14 protein-coding genes are annotated in these 14,013 nt (G+C 64.8%); 11 read left to right on the top strand and 3 right to left on the bottom strand.

All coding sequences use genetic code 11. The features are described from left to right. Together sphantq_RS03015 and lptB are read left to right on the top strand one after the other, a co-directional pair. Window positions 1-1,185 (top strand): acetyl-CoA C-acyltransferase, encoded by a 1,185-nt coding sequence (locus tag sphantq_RS03015; protein ID WP_048576321.1) that lies wholly within the window; start codon window positions 1-3, stop codon window positions 1,183-1,185. 80 nt (window positions 1,186-1,265) lie between these two features. Continuing rightward, complete coding sequence (lptB, locus tag sphantq_RS03010) at window positions 1,266-2,123, top strand: LPS export ABC transporter ATP-binding protein (protein ID WP_272799581.1); 858 nt, start codon at window positions 1,266-1,268, stop codon at window positions 2,121-2,123. A 150-nt stretch (window positions 2,124-2,273) separates the two neighbouring features. On the opposite strand, the gene sphantq_RS03005 is transcribed toward lptB, so the two are convergent. Continuing rightward, a complete protein-coding gene (locus sphantq_RS03005) occupies window positions 2,274-2,999 on the bottom strand; it encodes a TetR/AcrR family transcriptional regulator (RefSeq protein ID WP_272799580.1) in 726 nt (241 codons plus the stop codon). A gap of 130 nt (window positions 3,000-3,129) precedes the next feature. Between sphantq_RS03005 and phbB the strand changes: the two genes are divergently transcribed. The 9 genes from phbB to sphantq_RS02960 all read left to right on the top strand — a co-directional run bounded on the left by phbB (window position 3,130) and on the right by sphantq_RS02960 (window position 12,816). Continuing rightward, the gene (gene phbB, locus sphantq_RS03000) at window positions 3,130-3,858 is read left to right on the top strand and encodes an acetoacetyl-CoA reductase (RefSeq protein WP_272800168.1); all 729 of its coding nucleotides are present in this window, start codon (window positions 3,130-3,132) and stop codon (window positions 3,856-3,858) included. 103 nt (window positions 3,859-3,961) lie between these two features. Next, window positions 3,962-4,396 (top strand): hypothetical protein, encoded by a 435-nt coding sequence (locus sphantq_RS02995; RefSeq protein ID WP_272799579.1) that lies wholly within the window; start codon window positions 3,962-3,964, stop codon window positions 4,394-4,396. Window positions 4,397-4,561: 165 nt separating this feature from the next. After that, a complete protein-coding gene (locus tag sphantq_RS02990; RefSeq protein ID WP_272799578.1) occupies window positions 4,562-5,959 on the top strand; it encodes an efflux transporter outer membrane subunit in 1,398 nt (465 codons plus the stop codon). Continuing rightward, window positions 5,956-7,029 (top strand): HlyD family secretion protein, encoded by a 1,074-nt coding sequence (locus sphantq_RS02985; protein ID WP_272799577.1) that lies wholly within the window; start codon window positions 5,956-5,958, stop codon window positions 7,027-7,029. The genes sphantq_RS02990 and sphantq_RS02985 overlap by 4 nt, the downstream gene beginning before the upstream one ends. A gap of 11 nt (window positions 7,030-7,040) precedes the next feature. Beyond that, a complete protein-coding gene (gene rbbA / locus sphantq_RS02980) occupies window positions 7,041-9,797 on the top strand; it encodes a ribosome-associated ATPase/putative transporter RbbA (protein WP_272800167.1) in 2,757 nt (918 codons plus the stop codon). Window position 9,798: 1 nt separating this feature from the next. Then, entirely contained in the window at window positions 9,799-10,923 is a 1,125-nt protein-coding gene (locus sphantq_RS02975; protein ID WP_272799576.1) for an ABC transporter permease, read from the top strand. 8 nt (window positions 10,924-10,931) lie between these two features. Continuing rightward, on the top strand, window positions 10,932-11,132 hold the full coding sequence (locus tag sphantq_RS02970; protein WP_272799575.1) for a hypothetical protein: 201 nt from the start codon (window positions 10,932-10,934) through the stop codon (window positions 11,130-11,132). Further along, window positions 11,129-11,752, top strand: a complete 624-nt coding sequence (locus sphantq_RS02965) for a hypothetical protein (protein ID WP_272799574.1) — start codon at window positions 11,129-11,131, stop codon at window positions 11,750-11,752. Before sphantq_RS02970 ends, sphantq_RS02965 begins: the two co-directional genes overlap by 4 nt. 299 nt (window positions 11,753-12,051) lie before the next feature. Continuing rightward, entirely contained in the window at window positions 12,052-12,816 is a 765-nt protein-coding gene (locus sphantq_RS02960) for an SDR family oxidoreductase (protein WP_272799573.1), read from the top strand. A 15-nt stretch (window positions 12,817-12,831) separates the two neighbouring features. Here the strand turns inward: sphantq_RS02960 and sphantq_RS02955 are convergent, their stop codons facing one another. Beyond that, window positions 12,832-13,350 carry a GNAT family N-acetyltransferase gene (locus sphantq_RS02955; protein WP_053085634.1) on the bottom strand — a complete coding sequence of 173 codons (519 nt, stop codon included), beginning with the start codon at window positions 13,348-13,350 and terminating at the stop codon, window positions 12,832-12,834. After that, window positions 13,343-13,969 (bottom strand): ABC-type transport auxiliary lipoprotein family protein, encoded by a 627-nt coding sequence (locus tag sphantq_RS02950; RefSeq protein ID WP_169572470.1) that lies wholly within the window; start codon window positions 13,967-13,969, stop codon window positions 13,343-13,345. Before sphantq_RS02950 ends, sphantq_RS02955 begins: the two co-directional genes overlap by 8 nt. Window positions 13,970-14,013: the final 44 nt, after the last annotated feature.

Here is a 14,013-nt window from a genome sequence, read left to right as displayed (position 1 = left end):
ATGACCAAGAATGTTGTTCTTTGCGCACCCGTGCGAACCGCGATCGGAAGCTATGGCGGCAGCCTCAAGGACATGGCCGCGCCGAGACTCGGCAGTATCGCCATTGCCGAGACGCTCAAGCGCGCCGGCGTAACCGGCGACGCGATCGATACGGTCGTCATGGGCCAGGTGGTGCAGGCCGGAGCGAAGATGAACCCGGCGCGGCAGGCGGCGATCGGTGGCGGAATCCCTGACACTGTGCCGGCGATGACCGTCAACCGGGTCTGCGGCTCCGGAGCCCAGGCGATCGCCACTGCCGCGCAGGAGATCATGCTGGGCCTGACGAATGCCGCTGTCGCGGGCGGGATGGAGAATATGGACCAGGCGCCCTACCTTATCGAGAAGGGCCGCTGGGGTTATCGCATGGGCGACGGCAAGCTTTTCGACAGCATGCTCCATGACGGTCTCAACGACGCGTTCGTCGATCAGCATTCGGGCTGGGTGACCGAGGACCTCGTCACGAAATTTCAGATCTCGCGCGACGCCCAGGACAGTTGGGCAGTGCGCTCGCAACAGCGGTTCAGTACGGCCCAGGCGGCCGGCAAGTTCGACAGCGAGATCGTGGCGGTCGAAATTCCGGGACGAAAGGGGCCGACCAGCTTTTCGCGGGACGAGCAGAACCGACCGGATGCGACGCTCGAAAGCCTCGCCCACCTCAAGCCGGCCTTTCGTCCGGAAGGAACAATCACGGCAGGCAATGCGCCCGGCCTCAATACCGGCGCGGCGGCGATGATCGTGGCGAGCGAGGACTGGGCCAGCCAGCACGGCGTAGCTCCGGTCGGTCGGCTGGTCGCTTTCGGCGTGGGTGCGGTGGAGCCCGGACTGTTCGGGCTGGGGCCGGTCCCGGCCGTGCGCCAGGCGCTCACCCGTGCGGGCTGGTCGGTGTCGGATCTCGAACGGGTCGAGATCAACGAAGCCTTTGCCGCGATCGCCATCGCCGTCGTACGGGAACTCGGGCTGCCGGAGGACATCGTCAATGTCGAAGGCGGGGCGATCGCCCATGGCCATCCGATCGGCGCGACGGGCGCGGTGCTGACGACGCGGCTGCTCGAGTCGATGCGGCGCGACGGGCTCAGGCGCGGGCTTGTCACGCTTTGCATCGGGGGCGGGCAGGGCGTTGCCCTGGCTCTTGAAGCCGTCTCCTGAGCGAAGAGGCTTGGGGCGGCGATCGATCTTCCGTCGACGCCGCTCCGGTCCGAACGCAACCGATAAGGTGTCGCGTGCCCATGCTCATCGCGAGCTTTCTGGAAAACCCACTCTCGCAGGGGAACCGGAGAGCCGTGGATAGCGGCACGTCTGTTCATACGGATGGCGGTCCGGTGACCGGTCGACTAGGCGAATTGCAGAGCTCCGACGGTACGGCCCAAGGACTCTCGATTGTCGGGATCGAAAAATCATTCGGCGCCCGAAAGGTTCTCCACGGCGTTTCGCTCAACGTCAAACCGGGCGAAATCGTGGGGCTGCTTGGTCCCAACGGCGCCGGAAAGACGATTTGCTTCTATGCGATCGTCGGCTTGACGAGCGTCGATGCCGGCACGATCCTGCTTGGCGGAACGGATGTCACGGCGCTTCCGATGGACAGGCGCGCGGCACGGGGTCTGGGCTATCTTCCGCAGGAGCCATCGGTCTTTCGGGGAATGACGGTTGCGGAAAACATCACCGCGGTGCTCGAGTGCCGCACGGACGATCCCGCGGTGATCGCGGCGCGCCTTGATGAACTGCTCGCCGAGTTCAGTATTGCCCATGTCCGCGATACGCCGGCTCCGGCTTTGTCAGGCGGAGAACGCCGCCGCACCGAGATTGCTCGTGCGATGGCTGCACAGCCGGCGATCATGTTGCTGGACGAGCCCTTTACCGGCATCGACCCCTTGTCGATCGTCGATATCAAGCTGATGGTGCGCGACCTCAAGCAGCATCGGGTCGGCGTCCTAATAACCGACCATAATGTCCACGAGATGCTCGAACTGGTCGATCGGGCCTATGTCATCCATGAGGGGAGGGTGCTGTTCGAGGGGGCGCCCGACGCCGTGCTTCACAATCCCGATGTGCGCAGACTCTACCTTGGCGAGAACTATGAGCAGTGACCTGTCCTTTGGTCGATCATGGCCGCTCCGTTGCCGCCGCTCAGCACCGGGCCAGCCTCGACGGCGGCCTGCTCGTGTTCATGCATCGGGGCGACGGCATGACGCCAGACTTGCGGTCGGAGTCCGTATCCAACAGGATCGAACATGGAGTTAACCGGAGCAGTCTTCGTCCAGGAAGGGCATTCCGCGCGCGATGAGATTCATGGTGCGCTTGAGATAGTCGGCTTTGGCGCGGGATGTGTTTTCCAGTTCGTGCCGCAGGAGAATGCGCGTCCGCGGGCAGGTGACCAACGCATCGAAGAGGAAGGTCGCGAGGAACGGCAGATCATACGCGCGCTTTTCGTCGCCATCGCAGGCTTGTTCGAGGATGGACTGGATCAACGCAATCCCCGCCTTCGCGCCCATCGAAGGCGTGATCTGGCTGACCTCCGATCTATGGTCGGCAATCCAGCTGACAAGTGACTCCAGGCCTATGACTTCGCGCTTGAGCGATGCATCGAGCATTTTCCTGCTGACATGGAGAAGTTTGTCCTGCGCCGAGCCGGCCGGAATATTCGCGGCGATTGGCCTGAGATGATGCGCCGTCCCATGTTCGATGGCAGCAAAAAGCAGCGCCGTTTTCGACCCGAACCGGGAATAGAGCGTGCGCTTCGAGACGCTAGCGGCGATCGCGATCCCCTCCATGCTCGCGCCTTCCACGCCATGGGCGACGAACTGCTCGAGTGCCACATCAAGAATATGAACGCCCAGTCGGGCCGCGACTTCCTGCGTTGGCCGGCCTCCTTTGGGGTCACGCGGCGGCAGGCGCCTGACGCTTCCGGTTGATGTTGCTCGTGTCATAAAACCGTCTCTAACCCGATTATCCAGGTCTTGCATGAATTTTGACTTGATCCGGTATCGCCAGGAGGCGATAACAAAACCGCTAAGTATACATACGCATTGCCCCGGGGAGGAGCTGTGGGGAAACCTCGCGGCGCATCTGAAACAGGAACGGACCCGGACGATCATGACGGATATCGCACTCGTAACCGGTGGCACGCGCGGGATCGGCGCGGCCATCGCCCGATCGCTGAAGGCCGAAGGCCATGAGGTGGCGGCCGTCTATCATGGCAATGACGCCGCCGCCGCCCGGTTCAAGCAGGACACCGGCATACCGGTGTTCCAATGGGACGTTGCGGACGAGGCGGCCTGCCGGGACGGCGTGGCCCAGGTCGAAGAACGGCTTGGGCCCGTGTCCATCCTCATCAACAATGCGGGCATCACCCGCGACGGGGTCTTCCACAAGATGAGCTGGGACAATTGGCGGTCCGTGCTGGCGACCAACCTCGACTCGATGTTCACCATGACCCGCGCAATCATCGAGGGCATGCGCGAGCGGCGCTTCGGCCGGATCATCAACATCTCGTCGATCAATGGGCAGAAGGGCCAGGTCGGGCAGGTCAACTATTCCGCGGCGAAGGCGGGCGTGATCGGCTTCACGAAGGCGTTGGCTCAGGAAAATGCTGCGCGTGGCATCACGGTCAACGCCGTCTGCCCCGGTTATGTTGACACCGACATGGTCGCCGCCGTCAAGGAGGAGGTGCGCGCCGGGATCATCGCCGGAATCCCCGTCGGACGTCTCGGCGATCCCGACGAGGTCGCGCAGGCCGTCTCCTATCTCGCCTCGCCAAAGGCGGCTTTCTGCACGGGCTCGGTGCTCACCATCAACGGAGGGCAATATATCGCCAATGGCTGAGCCTCGTCTGCGATCATTCGTAAGGATAATGCCTCATATCGCAGCGCAGCATCGCAACGGAAACTGTTTCTCCCCCACCTCGATTCTCGAATGGACCTGACCCATGAGCTATCCCCTCGATCAGATTACCGCCCTTGCCAAGGCCAATGGCGAGCTTGTCCTCAAGTTCGCCGAGATCGCCCGGAGCGGCGGCGAGGAGTATGCGCAGATCGGCAGCAAGGCGGCGACCCTCTTCGTCGATCAGCTGAAAGAGCTGAAGCCGGGAACCGTTCCCAGCTTCAAGTCCGAAGCGGTCACGAGCCTGTTTGGCGAGGTGGAAAAGAGCCGGGAGGCCTCGGTGAGCAAGATCAAGGCGGCGGTCGACGAATGGCAGGGTAGCTGGAAAGACCTGCTCTCGCAGACGACCAACCAGCAGGAGCTGTCCGATACCTTCCGGACGTGGTTCCAGCCCCTGACCAAGCAGCTATCTGTGGCCGAGCCCGAGAAGGCGAAGGCGCCTGCGGCACCGGCACCTGCAAAAGCTTTCGCGACAGCCTGAGGGTCGCAACTCACGGCGAACAAAGGCTCCCGCCCGGCCCTCCGGACGGGAGCCGCCTATTTGAAGACCGAACCAGGGGCAGTGCGCGACGATATGGCCGTTTCAGGGATCACAGCGGGCGGATACCGACGGCCAGCGATAAGCGCAGCCTGTCTTGCTGCGTCCATGCTTCTGGCCGGATGCTCGTTCGCGCCGGCGCATGTCCGGCCATCGCAGCCCGTTCCGCAAACCTATGCCGCATCGGCGTCCGACTCGTCGTCCATCGCCCACATCGGCTGGTATGATTTCTTTCGCGAGAAGCAGCTTCGCGCGCTGATCGCTGCGGCGCTGGAGAACAACCGCGATATCCGGATTGCGTCCGGGCGCGTCGCGGAGGCGCGGGCGGCGTGGCGGATCCAGGGATCGGCGCTCTACCCCGAGCTCGATGCCGTGGCGACCGGAACGCGGGGACGAACCCCCGCCAATCTGTCGGTGACGGGCCGGGCGGTCACCGGCAACCAGGTCTATGCGCAGCTCAGCGCCGGCTGGGAGATCGACTTCTGGGGCCGGCTGCGCAATCTCAACGCGGCGGCGCGCGCGCAATATCTGGCGACGGAAGAAGCGCGGCGCGCGGTCGCGACCGATCTCATCGCCCAGGTCGCCAATGGCTATCTGCTCGAGCGCGAATATGAGGAACGCGTCGCGCTGGCGAGCCGGACGATCACGACGCGCGAGGAGGCGCTTCGGATCCTGCGGCGGCGTTATGAGGTGGGCTCGGGCTCCAAGCTCGAGATGACGCAGGCGCAGACCCTGCTGGCGCAGGCGCAGACGGCACTGCAGGCGCTCGATCAGGATCGCGAGGTCAATCGCAACGCGCTGGCACTGCTGGTCGGGCGTCCGGTCGACATACCGTCCGGGCCGCTCGGCCTTGTCGAGGCCGCGCCGAAGATCGTGCTTCCGCCGGGCCTGCCGTCGGAGCTTCTCGTCAACCGGCCCGATATCGTGGCGGCGGAATATGCCCTGCGCGCCGCCGATGCGAATATCGGCGCTGCCCGCGCCTCCTTCTTTCCCAATATCAGCCTGACCGGCGCCTTCGGGACCGCGAGCAGCGAACTGGACGGTCTGTTCAAGGATGGAAGCCTCTCCTGGAACTTCACGCCGACCTTGAGCCTGCCCTTGTTCAATGCCGGACGCCTCGCGGCCAATCTCGACGTGGCAAAAGCCCGTCAAGTGATCGCCGTCGCCGACTATGAGCGGACGGTGCAGGCGGCGTTCCGCGATGTCTCCGACGCGCTGGTCCGGCGCCGGCAACTCGGCCTCCAGATCGAGACGACGCGCACCATGCTCGCGGCGCTCCAGGAACGCGCGCGGCTCGCCCTGCTGCGCTTCGACAACGGGCGCTCGGCCTATCTCGAAGTCCTCGATGCGCAGCGCGACCTGTTCGATACCGAGCAGACGCTCGTCCAGATGCGGCGCGCCCATCTCGGGAGCGCCGTCGCCCTCTATGCGGCGCTGGGCGGGGGCTTCATCCAGAATCCAGCCTTCGACATCAACGCAGCTGAAACCAGGAATCCAGTGCAATGACGATGCCCCAGAAGAAGTGGATCATCAGGGGCGGCATCGCCATGGCCATTGTTGCCGTGGCCATCATCCTCTGGCTGCTGCTCAAGCCCGCTGACCTTCCAGACGGCATCATTGGCGGCAATGGCCGGATCGAGGCGATCGAGATCGACATCTCGGCGAAGACCCCCGGGCGAATCCGCGACATCGTCGCCGATGAGGGCGACTTCGTGAAGGCGGGCCAGGTCGTCGCGCATATGGACGTCGACGTCCTCAACGCCCAGCGCTCCGAGGCGCAGGCTCAGCTCGCCCAGGCCCAAAATTCGATCCTGACCGCGCAAAGCCAGGTATCGCAACGTCAGAGCGAGCGCGCGGCCGCGCTTGCCGGCGTGCGCCAGCGTGAGGCGGAGCTCAATGCCGCGCGCAAACGGTTGGCGCGTTCCGAGACGCTGGCGCGCGAGGGTGCGACCGCGGTTCAGGAGCGCGACGACGATCAGGCGCAGGTCGAAGGCGCGACGGCTGCCGTCGAGGCGGCGCGCGCGCAGCTGGCCGCGGTCGATGCGGCCATCGGCACCGCGCGCAGCCAGGTGATCGGCGCGCGCTCGAACGTCGATGCCGTCCGCGCGACGATCGAGCGGATCGAGGCCGATATCCGCGACAGCGACCTGCGCGCTCCGGTGGGCGGAAGGGTTCAGTATCGCGTGGCGCAGCCGGGCGAGGTCGTCGCCGGCGGCGGGCGGGTGCTCAACCTCGTCAACCTGGGCGACGTCTACATGACCTTTTTCCTGCCCGAGACGGTGGCGGGACGCGTGGCGCTGGGGAGCGACGTGCGGATCGTGCTGGACGCCGCGCCGGACCTTGTGATCCCGGCCAAGGTCAGCTTCGTGGCCGACGTCGCGCAGTTCACACCCAAGACGGTGGAGACGGAGAGCGAGCGGCAGAAGCTGATGTTCCGCGTCAAGGCGCGGATCGATCCCGCCCTGCTCGAGCGCCACATCACCCAGGTCAAGACCGGGCTTCCCGGCATGGCCTATGTCCGCACCGACCGCGGAACCGAATGGCCGGCGAAGCTGTCCGTCAACGTGTCGCGATGACCGCGCCCGGCATGTCGGAGGGCGCCTCGCCTCCGTTGGCGGCACGCCTTTCGGGTGTCAGCCTGCACTATGGCAAGACCCGGGCGCTCGACGGCATCGACCTGGAAATCCCGGCCGGACGCATGGTCGCGCTGATCGGCCCCGACGGCGTCGGCAAGTCCGCCCTGTTCTCGCTGATTGCCGGCGCGCGCGTGATTCAGGAGGGCACCGTCGAGGTGCTTGGCGGCGATATGGCCGGCCGCGCGCATCGTGAAGCGGTCTGCCCGCGCATCGCCTATATGCCACAGGGCCTTGGCAAGAATCTCTATCCGACCTTGTCCGTCGACGAGAATCTGGAGTTTTTCGCGCGCCTGTTCGGGCAGGATGCACCGGAGCGCGAGCGGCGCATCGCCCAGCTCACCGAGAGCACCGGGCTCGCGCCATTCCGGAAACGTCCCGCGGGCAAGCTTTCGGGCGGCATGAAGCAGAAGCTCGGGCTGTGCTGCGCCTTGATTCACGACCCCGATTTCCTGCTGCTCGACGAGCCCACCACCGGCGTCGATCCGCTGTCGCGCGTCCAGTTCTGGGATCTGATCGACCGCATCCGCGCCGACCGGCCGGGAATGAGCGTGCTTGTCGCCACCGCGTATATGGAGGAGGCGGCGCGGTTCGACTGGCTGGTGGCGATGGATGCGGGGCAGATCCTCGCGACCGGGACGCCGGCGGACTTCTACGAGCGCACCGGCACGGATGGGCTGGAGCAGGCCTTCATCGCATTGCTGCCCGAAGAGCGTCGGCGTGGCCACAAGTCCGTGACGATCCCTCCACGCCGCGACGGGAGCGATGCCGAGGTCGCCATCGAGGCCAAGGGGCTGACGATGCGGTTCGGCGACTTCACGGCGGTCGATCATGTCGACTTCCGGATCGAGCGCGGCGAGATCTTCGGCTTCCTGGGTTCGAACGGCTGCGGCAAGTCGACGACGATGAAGATGCTGACCGGCCTGCTCAAGGCGAGCGAGGGCCAGGCCTGGCTATTCGGGCGCGAGGTCGAGAATGACGACATGGCGACTCGCCGCCGCGTCGGCTACATGTCCCAGGCGTTCTCGCTCTATTCCGAACTCAACATCCGCCAGAACCTCGAGCTGCACGCGCAGCTGTTCCATGTGCCCGCCGCTGAAGTTCCCGGCCGGGTCGAGGAGATCGCCGGACGCTTCGGCTTGACCGACATCATGGACGCGCTGCCCGACGCGCTGCCGCTCGGCCAGCGCCAGCGGCTCAGCCTGGCGGTGGCGATGATCCACAAGCCCGAGATGCTGATCCTCGACGAGCCGACATCCGGCGTCGATCCGATCGCGCGCGATCAGTTCTGGCAGATGATGATCGACCTGTCGCGCAACGACAAGGTGACGATCTTCATATCTACCCATTTCATGAACGAGGCCGAGCGTTGCGACCGCATCTCGCTGATGCATGCCGGCAAAGTGCTCGTCAGCGATACGCCGGCGAAAATCGTCGAGAAGCGTGGCAGCAAGACCCTCGAGCAAGCATTCATCAGCTATCTGGAAGAGGCGGCGGGCGGAGACGAAAGGGCGGAGCCGGGAGGGCGCGCAGCGGCGTCAGCCACCGAGACAAAGGCCGAGTCCGGTTCGTCCTTTTCCCGCACCTTCAGCCGCCGACGCATGATGAGCTATTCCCGGCGCGAGGCGCTGGAGCTGCGTCGCGATCCGATCCGCGCGACGCTCGCCCTTTTGGGCAGCGTGCTGCTCATGTTCATCATGGGGTATGGGATCAGCATGGATGTGGAGGATCTGCCCTTTGCGATCCTCGATCGCGACGGCACCACCACCAGCCAGAACTATGCGCTCAATCTCGCCGGCTCGCGCTACTTTGTCGAGCGCCCCCAGATCACCGACTATGCGCAGCTCGACCGTCGGATGCGCGACGGCGAGCTTAGCGTCGCGATCGAGATTCCGCCGGGCTTCGCCCGCGATCTGAGGCGTGGCACGCCGGTGCAGATCGGCGTCTGGATCGACGGCGCGATGCCGCAGCGCGCCGAGACCGTGCAGGGCTATATCCAGGCGATGCACGCGCAATGGCTGGGCGACATGGCGGTGCAGGAACTCGGCGCGCGGCCCGCGGCCGGCCTCGTCACCATCGAGACCCGCTATCGCTATAATCCCGACGTCAAGAGCCTGGTGGCGATCGCGCCAGCGGTCATTCCCGTCCTGCTGCTGCTGTTTCCCGCGATGCTGACCGCCTTGAGCGTCGTGCGTGAGAAGGAGCTGGGCTCGATCATCAACTTCTACGTTACACCTATCACGCGAATCGAGTTCCTGCTGGGCAAGCAGTTGCCCTATGTCGCGCTCGCCATGCTGAACTATGTGCTGCTGGTCTTGCTGGCACTATTTGTCTTCCGCGTGCCGATTACCGGCAACGTGCTGGCGATGACCGTCGGGGCGCTGCTCTACGCTTTGTCGGCGACGGCAATCGGGCTGCTCTTCTCCATCTTCATGCGCAGCCAGATCGCTGCCTTGTTCGCCACCGCGATCGGCACGATCCTGCCGGCGGTGCAGTTTTCCGGACTGATCAACCCGGTATCGTCGCTGGAGGGCGTCGGCGCGTTCGTCGGGCGCATCTTCCCCACCACCCATTTTGTGACGATCTGCCGAGGTGTCTTCTCGAAGGGGCTGGGCTTCGGCGATCTGGCTCAGCCGCTTCTGGCGTTGGCGGCGGCCGTGCCGGTCCTGCTCGCGCTGTCCGTCGCGCTTCTCAAGAAGCAGGAGTACTGAGATGCAGCACGCCGGCAATATCCTGCGTTTGGGCGTCAAGGAGCTGCGCAGCCTGTGGCGCGATCCGATGATGCTGGTGCTGATTGTCTACGCCTTCTCGCTTGGTATCTATGTGGCGGCCTCCGCCATGCCCGAGACGCTGAACAAGGCGCCGATCGCGATCGTCGACGAGGATCAGTCCCCGCTCTCCAGCCGGATCACCGGGGCATTTTATCCACCCCATTTCAAACAGCCGGCGCTGCTCGCTTTGGGTGAGGTCGATCCGGCGATGGATGCCGGCCGCTACACCTTCGCGCTGGACCTGCCGCCCGATTTCCAGCGCGACGTGCTCGCCGGCCGGCAACCGACCGTCCAGCTCAACATTGACGCCACGCGCATGAGCCAGGCTTTCACCGGCGGCGGATATATCCAGCAGATCGTCCAGGGGGAGGTGTCGGAGTTCATGAAGGGAACGCGGGCCACGGCCGCGCCGCCCGCCGATCTCGCCCTGCGGGCCCGCTTCAACCCGACGCTCGCGCAAAGCTGGTTCGGGTCGGTGATGGAGATCATCAACAACGTCACCATGCTCTCGATCGTGTTGACCGGCGCCGCGCTGATCCGCGAGCGCGAGCATGGCACGATCGAGCATCTGCTGGTGATGCCGATCACGCCGTTCGAGATCATGGCGAGCAAGGTCTGGGCGATGGGGCTGGTCGTCCTGCTCGCCTGCGCCTTCGCGCTGCTGGTGGTGGTCGAAGGAATATTGAAGGTGCCGATCGAGGGATCGATCCCGCTGTTCCTGACGGGTGCGGCGCTGCATTTGTTCGCCACCACGTCGATCGGCATCTTCATGGGCACGATCGCGCGCTCGATGCCGCAGTTCGGTCTGTTGCTGATGCTCGTGCTGCTGCCGCTCCAGCTGTTGTCCGGCGGTATGACCCCGCGCGAGAGCATGCCCGAGTTCGTGCAAACGGTGATGCTCGCCGCGCCCACCACCCATTTTGTGAGAATGGCGCAGGCGATTCTCTACCGGGGAGCGAGCTTCGACGTGGTCTGGCCCCAGTTCCTTGCCATCGCCGTGATCGGTGCAGTGTTTTTCCTGATCGCGCTCGCGCGGTTCCGCCGGACGATCGGAACGATGGCATAAGCAGGCACATGGTGATGGCCGCCTCAGTAACACTACCAATATGCCCAACAGCGCGGCTGCGCGAAACTTTTCTCACCACAAAGGGGAGAATCTCCATGCACGCCCTGGACAGAATTCGTCAGTCGATCGACGTCATTTTCCTGTATGGATTGACGGCCGGTCTGGTGATGGCGATCGCCTCCATCATCATGGCGAAGCTTCCCGAATGAAAAGGAAGACGCGTCTCAGGCGTCTTGCGCCGCTCGTTCTGAGTGTTCTTCTTGGGCTTTCTATTCACACCGCCGCCCAGTCGGCGCCCGCTGCCGCCGAAGCGACCGCCCCGGCGGGCTTCCGCCTCGATTCCGACGGGACCTTGGTGCATGTGGGAAGCGGTGCGCGCTTTCCCCATATGCTCGCCGGATTCACCCGCGTAGCCGAGCAGGGATATGATCCCAGCGGCCAGTATGTTTCCGTCGAATATCGTTCGCCAGTGCACGGTTCGACGATCGTTGCCCGCATCTCGCTGGTTCATATCGAGCAAATGTCGGCGAAGGAGCATTATACGATCATGAAGTGGCTTGCGCGCAGCTATTTCGATGAAAGCACGCCGCTGTCCGAGAGGCCGGTCGTTCTTCCCGACATGCCAAAGGATGCCGTCTGGCGCGGACGGTTCCGCGGCAGCCGCGAAGGCGTTCCCTTTGAATTCAGCCTCACGACGGTCGATTTAGGCTGTTGGGGCGCTCGCGTCGCGACGGCCTATCCCGAGGCTGATCAAGGCGAAGCCGAACAGCGGCTCGACACGCTGATCAGTGGGTTGCGGGCGTTGGCGCCGTCCGCACAGCGCAAGTAGAGTCGATCTCATCGGAGGCGTTGCCGCCCAGCTCCCAGGGCTGGGGCAGAAAACGCCGTCGCGCGATCAGAGATTAGATTGGATCGATTCGATCGCATATTATGTATGCCGACGATCCACTCGCTGACATTGCCCGAGCCCAACGACTCGATGGACGCCAAAGGCGAGACGATCGGAACGCCCTCCAAGCAAAGAAGAGGAAGAACCATGCTCGCAATCACCGGAGCGACAGGACAACTCGGACGGCTCGTCATCGCAGCACTGCTCAGGACGGTGCCGGCTGGCGAGATCGCGGCCTGGTGCGTGACGTCGACAAGGCGTCCGACCTCGCTGCGAAGGGGGTCGTCGTGCGCGAAGCCGATTATAACCGGCCGGAGACCCTCGGCCCGGCTCTCGCGGGCGTAGACAAGCTGCTGCTCATTTCGGGAAACGAGGTCGGGCACCGCGTACCGCAACATAAGGCGGTGATCGATGCCGCGAAGACGGCCGGCGTGAAGCTCATCGCCTATACCAGCGCGCTGCACGCGGATACGTCACCGCTCGGCCTTGCCGAGGAGCATCGCCAGACCGAGGCGCTCCTCCGCGAAAGCGCACTGCCGACCGTGTTGCTGCGAAATAGCTGGTACACCGAGAACTACACCGCCTCGATACCCGCCGCTCTCCAGCATGGCGTCATGATAGGCTCCGCCGGAGTCGCCCGCATCGCCTCGGCGACCCGCGCTGACTTCGCCAACGCAACCGCGGCCGTGCTCGTCGCGCCGGAGGATCAGGCTGGACGCGTCTACGAACTGGCGGGCGATGAGGCCTATACGCTCGCCGAATTCGCGGACGAACTCTCTCGTCAGACAGGCAAGACGATCACCTTCCAGAACCTGAGCGAAGCTGACTACAAGGCGGCGCTGGTCGGAGCCGGACTGCCGGAGGCGGTCGCTGCGATGCTCGCCCAATCGGACGCGGCGGCGGGCCAGGGCGCCCTGTTCGACGACAGCCATGACCTTGGCAGGCTGATCGGCCGGCCGACCACGCCCCTGAAGGACGCGATCGCCGCAGCGCTGAAGGGTTGAGCGCCGACACCGGGTTCAACCGGCGCGTAGAGTTTTGCTGACCAGCACCAGGGTCGAGTCTCCAGGATATTCCTCGACCGAGAAGCCCATGTCGCGTTCGAGTTCGATCGCGGCGACATTGGCGCGGCTCTCGATCGACTCGATTTTCGAAAGACCCCGGGCTTCGGCCCGATCGGCCACGAAGGAGAGGAGAGTCCATCCGACGCCTCGGTGCCGATAGTCGGCGTCAACGGAGATCGCCACCTCGCCCCGCTCGCCCGCTGCATCGGAGACGAGCATCGCGCTTGCGACGGCGACACCGCTCTCGGCATCGAATGCGAGGAAGCTTACCGCGTTGCCGTCATCTATCGGGGTCAGCGCGCGCAGTTGCTCTGGACCGATTTCGTTCAATCCCGACAGGAACCGGAAGCGCAGATCCTCATGGCTCACATGGTGGAACAAGTGCGTCAGGATCGGCCCGTCCGTCGAGCCCGCCTGCCGCACGCAAAGGCGAAGCCCGCTCCGCGTCACGAGTTCCACGGTCTTGTCATTCATCTTTCTGGCCTTTTCCGGATGGTGGATTGGAGGACGCGCTGCGGCTGGTTTGCGCCGTCCAGTCGACGAGTTGTGCCGCATAACGGGTCACCGCCCGGTCGAAAGCCGGCACGATCCCGCTCGTGCTGTTCGCAAGCGCTGGTTCCTCGACCGAGAAACGGCGCGACGCGACCGGCTGTCTGTCATCGGCACCAAACAGGGTCACCTCCCCGGCGATGACGACGGTGGGCGGGGTCTTGCCATCGGCTTCCGGCGTGTAGCGCGCCTCAAACCTGTCGATGGTGACCTGCAGGGCCTGCGAGGCTCCCGTCGCGCTTCGGGGCGAAGCGAGGCGGAGGTCGGGCGCGCGCGCACCGAACTGCCGCGTCAGCGCCTGCGTGAAAAGATCGGGGACCGATGCGACCCAGCGGGCGTCCTTGATATAGAGCGCCTGCGCGCCGCGCGTGGTGAGGATGCGATCGCCCTCGATTTCCGGTGCGAAGCGAAGCCGCAACAGCGAAAGCGGCCGGCGGGCGACCGCCGCCTGCGGGGCGGTGTCGTTCGTCCGCTCGATCACGCCGAAACGGAAGAGATCATCACGCTTGCCACCCCCCAACAGGCTCCCGCAGCCGGCCAGCAACAGCGCTCCCATCAGGGTCGCGGATGTCCGATATCCAGGGGAAT

The sequence above is a fragment of the Sphingobium sp. AntQ-1 genome, from assembly GCF_028538045.1.
Taxonomy (GTDB): Bacteria; Pseudomonadota; Alphaproteobacteria; order Sphingomonadales; family Sphingomonadaceae; genus Sphingobium; species Sphingobium cupriresistens.
The sequence above is the reverse complement of the archived record's forward strand: the minus strand, read 5'-3'. Positions and strand labels throughout refer to the sequence as shown.

Coding starts and splice junctions, on each gene's coding strand:
- sphantq_RS03015 (WP_048576321.1), top strand. CDS start 1: ATGACCAAGAATGTTGTTCTTTGCGCACCCGTGCGAACCGCGATCGGA.
- lptB (WP_272799581.1), top strand. CDS start 1,266: ATGCTCATCGCGAGCTTTCTGGAAAACCCACTCTCGCAGGGGAACCGG.
- sphantq_RS03005 (WP_272799580.1), bottom strand. CDS start 2,999: ATGCAAGACCTGGATAATCGGGTTAGAGACGGTTTTATGACACGAGCA.
- phbB (WP_272800168.1), top strand. CDS start 3,130: ATGACGGATATCGCACTCGTAACCGGTGGCACGCGCGGGATCGGCGCG.
- sphantq_RS02995 (WP_272799579.1), top strand. CDS start 3,962: ATGAGCTATCCCCTCGATCAGATTACCGCCCTTGCCAAGGCCAATGGC.
- sphantq_RS02990 (WP_272799578.1), top strand. CDS start 4,562: ATGCTTCTGGCCGGATGCTCGTTCGCGCCGGCGCATGTCCGGCCATCG.
- sphantq_RS02985 (WP_272799577.1), top strand. CDS start 5,956: ATGACGATGCCCCAGAAGAAGTGGATCATCAGGGGCGGCATCGCCATG.
- rbbA (WP_272800167.1), top strand. CDS start 7,041: ATGTCGGAGGGCGCCTCGCCTCCGTTGGCGGCACGCCTTTCGGGTGTC.
- sphantq_RS02975 (WP_272799576.1), top strand. CDS start 9,799: ATGCAGCACGCCGGCAATATCCTGCGTTTGGGCGTCAAGGAGCTGCGC.
- sphantq_RS02970 (WP_272799575.1), top strand. CDS start 10,932: ATGGTGATGGCCGCCTCAGTAACACTACCAATATGCCCAACAGCGCGG.
- sphantq_RS02965 (WP_272799574.1), top strand. CDS start 11,129: ATGAAAAGGAAGACGCGTCTCAGGCGTCTTGCGCCGCTCGTTCTGAGT.
- sphantq_RS02955 (WP_053085634.1), bottom strand. CDS start 13,350: ATGAATGACAAGACCGTGGAACTCGTGACGCGGAGCGGGCTTCGCCTT.